3 protein-coding genes are annotated in these 3,323 nt (G+C 70.8%); all 3 read right to left on the bottom strand.

Annotated features, from left to right (window positions below; genetic code table 11):
* A partial coding sequence (locus tag VF794_RS36700) for an Ig-like domain-containing protein (RefSeq protein WP_331117830.1) occupies positions 1-2,304 on the bottom strand: 2,304 nt, incomplete at its 3' end.
* A 39-nt stretch (positions 2,305-2,343) separates the two neighbouring features.
* Positions 2,344-2,640: a YkvA family protein gene (locus tag VF794_RS36695; RefSeq protein ID WP_414641008.1), complete on the bottom strand. Its 297-nt coding sequence runs from the start codon at positions 2,638-2,640 to the stop codon at positions 2,344-2,346.
* 96 nt (positions 2,641-2,736) lie between these two features.
* A partial coding sequence (locus VF794_RS36690; RefSeq protein WP_331117828.1) for a hypothetical protein occupies positions 2,737-3,323 on the bottom strand: 587 nt, incomplete at its 5' end.

Genomic DNA, 3,323 nt, shown 5'->3' with positions numbered 1-3,323 from the left:
CTTGACGATGAGGTTATGCGGGCCGCCGGGCACCTGGGTGAGGTCCCAGCTCAGCGAGTACGGCGCCGTCGTGTCGCTGCCGAGCAGCTTCGTGCCGTCCCAGAAATTCACCCGCGGCTCGCCCCATCGCTCATCCGAGGCCTCCACCGCCACGGTGACGACTCCCTGGAGGACGCGGCCCACCGCGGGCGAGGTGATGGTGACGACGGGAGGTGTCACGTCGTTGTTCACGGTGATGGAGACGGGGGCGCTCGCGCCCACGTTGCCCGAGGCGTCGTACGCGCGGGCCATCAGCACGTGGGAACCGTTGGCCACCGCTCCCTGGGTGTACCAGGAGAAGGAGTACGGCTCGGTCGTGTCGGTACCGAGGAGCGTGTCGTCGACGTAGAACTCCACCCGCTTCACGGCGTAGTCGTCCGAGGCGCTCGCCGTCAGGGTGACCTCCCCTTCGACCGGGCTCCCCTCCGATGGCGCGGTGACGGTGACCGTGGGAGCCGTCACATCGTCCTGATTGAGCAGGAGGAGCTCCGCGCTGGCGAGGGTGGCGTAATCCACCAGCCCCATCCCGCCCACGACGAGCACCCGCCCGTCCTGGAGCACGCTGGTGGAGTGCATCGTCCGCCCCGTCCCCAGCGTGGTGCCGAAGCTCCAGGTACCCGTGGTGGGGTCATACACCTCGGGGGTGGCGGTGTCCGCCGAGTTGCTCGTGCCGGACATGCCGCCCACCACCAGCACCCTCCCATCCGGGAGCCGGCTGATCGTCGCCTCCTGACGCACCAGCGAGGGAGCGCCCGCCGAGGGGCTCCAGGTGCCCGTGACGGGGTCATACAGCTCCGACGCGGGCGTGTAGTAGTCGCCGCCGACCACCAGGACGCGGCCATCGTCGAGTCGGATGCCGAGCGGGTGGTTGAACCAGGCGGACATCGAGCCGCTGGCCGCCCAGGTGCCCGTGGCGGGGTCGTAGAGCTCGGAGGAGGTGGCCGACGTGGTGTAGCCCGCGCCGCCGAAGACGAGGACCTTCCCGTCGGAGAGCAGCACCGCCTCGTGCATGTAACGCGGGGCCAGGAGAGAGCCGACGGGCCCCCAGGTGTTGCTCACCGGATCGTACAGCTCCGCGCTCGCCACGGTGGCATAGGAATCATCCGTGCCTCCCATGACGAGCACGCGCCCGTCGTCCAGGAGGGCGCTCTGGAAGGAGGTCCGGGCGGTGCCCATGGAGCCCACCGCGAGCCAGGTGCCCGTGGCGGGGTCATACAGCTCGGCGCCACGGGTCGGCCCGTTGATGGGATCGCCCAGCGTGCCACCCGCCACCAGCACCCGGCCCGAGCCGAGCAGCTGGGCGGTATGGAACTGCCGCCCCGTCCACAGGGAGCTTGTCGTGGCCCAGGTCCCCGTCGCCGGGTCATACAGCTCCGCGCTGGAGATCAGGTTGCCCATGTCGTTGCCGCCCACCGCCAGCACCCTGCCGTCCTGGAGGACGGTGGAGGTGTGCTCCCTGCGTGCCGTGGCGAGCGAGCCCGTCGTGCTCCACACGGGGTCCAACACCGCCGGGTACTTCACCGACTCGGCGCTCCACCCCACGCGCACCCGGCATTGGCGCGAGCCGGGCGCCGTCACGGGCCGTTCCCAGGGCGCCGTGGCGCGGGTGTCCACCGCGCAGCCATCGACGGAGACGTGCGCCCGGGTGACCTGGCCATCCGCCCCCACGAGGTACGGCGGCGCCATGCGCAGGCGCGGAGCCCCGCTGCCGTCGAGCACCTCCAGGGTGTCCGCCACGAGTCGCAGACCCGCGGCGCCCGCGCCCAGCGTCAGGCCGTAGCGCACCTCCGGCACGGACGGCGCCCGCTCGAACGAGAGGTAGTCCTCCGTGCCCTCGGGGGTGAAGCGGTGCACCACGTCCGCGCCCTCGGGGTGCGCGTCCGGGTAGACGACGTAGCCGTCCACCACCTCGGCCTGGGCCGGGCGCGCGCCCTCGAGTGCCACGTCCAGCGTCAGCCCGGAGGCGAGGTCCTTCACCCGGAAGGGACGCTGGGCCACCTCGGGCAGCACCACGCGCGCCTTGTTCGCCGAGGCCACCGTGAGGCCGCCCGCCACGCGCTCCACGCGCACGCCCCCCGAGGGCGGCAGCACGGGGCGGGGCTTCGCCCCCGCCTCCTTCACGTTCAGCCGATGCGAGCGCAGCCGCTCCACCACTCCGGCCGCCTCATGCGCCTCGGGCCCGGCCGAGCTCTGGCACCCCGGGACTCCCAGGATGCACAGGCCCACGAACAGACCCAGTCCCCCACGACTCTTCCAGGTTTTCATGAAGCCCGACTTTAACACGGGCTTCCGACATTCCGGGGTTCAGCGCTCGCGGAGCGGCGGGGTGCCCGTGCGCGCGTCGTCCACGGACTTCGGCCACCCGGACTCGGGCTGGTAGCGCTGCACCTCGCGCACCATGAAGAAGGCCGCCGCGGACAGCACGCCCAGGTCATCCAACCAGCCCAGCAGGGGCAGGAAGTCGGGAATGGCGTCCACGGGCATGACGAAATAGACGACCGCCAGCAACCCCGCGAGCCTGCGCCACAGCGGCACGCTCGGGTCTCGCACGTAGCGGAAGAACCGGGTCCCCATCGCTCGAAGGCCAGCAACGTTGTTCATGTCCACTCCTACGGATGGAGGCCGATCCCCATTGCGACACCTCCACCGTAGGCGCTCCGTTGCTCGCCCTGCAAGCCGGCTCCCCCGTGCCTGTCCTCAGTCGTCCTCGCCCTCCTCCGGGAGCTTGTGGAAGGGAGGGAGTCGCGCGAGGAAGGCCTCCAGCAGCTGCTGCCGGTAGGGCAGGAAGGTGCCCGTCAGCGACTCCGAGAGCCCGTAGCGCGGACCGTCCGGCCCCTCCTCCAGGGTGCGCTCGCTCACGTGCACGAAGGTGAAGAGGGTGGACTTGGAGGGCCAGATGAGCCCGCCGCCGAGGTTCGTCCCGGTGCTGAGCTGGTGGCAGCCCGCGCAGGAGAGCGTCTGCGCCCGCGCGACGATCTGCGTGGGCGTGAGCGTGCTGCCCAGCTCCCCGAGCCGCTGCTGGAGGCGCGTCTTCAACGGACTCGAGCCGTTGCCGAGCTGGAAGACGTAGAGGTTCTCCGTGCCACTCGAGTTGCTCTGCCCGGTGTTGAAGCGCTCCTCGAAGCCCATGCGGTAGCGGAACAGGTCATGCGTCGTGAGCGCCTCCACCTGGCCCAGAAGCGCCTCCTCGAAGTCCTCCTTGAGCGGGTGGCTCAGCTTCGAGCTGAAGAGCACACCGGCCGGGTTGCTCTTCACCGTGTCCGGCTCGAAGCGCATCACGCACG

This window comes from Archangium sp. (genome assembly GCF_036389735.1).
In the GTDB taxonomy this organism is placed as follows: domain Bacteria; phylum Myxococcota; class Myxococcia; order Myxococcales; family Myxococcaceae; genus Archangium.
The sequence above is the reverse complement of the archived record's forward strand: the minus strand, read 5'-3'. Positions and strand labels throughout refer to the sequence as shown.

Bases quoted from the DNA above. Each gene is read 5' to 3' on its own strand.
- VF794_RS36695 (WP_414641008.1), bottom strand. From the start codon at position 2,640: ATGAACAACGTTGCTGGCCTTCGAGCGATGGGGACCCGGTTCTTCCGC.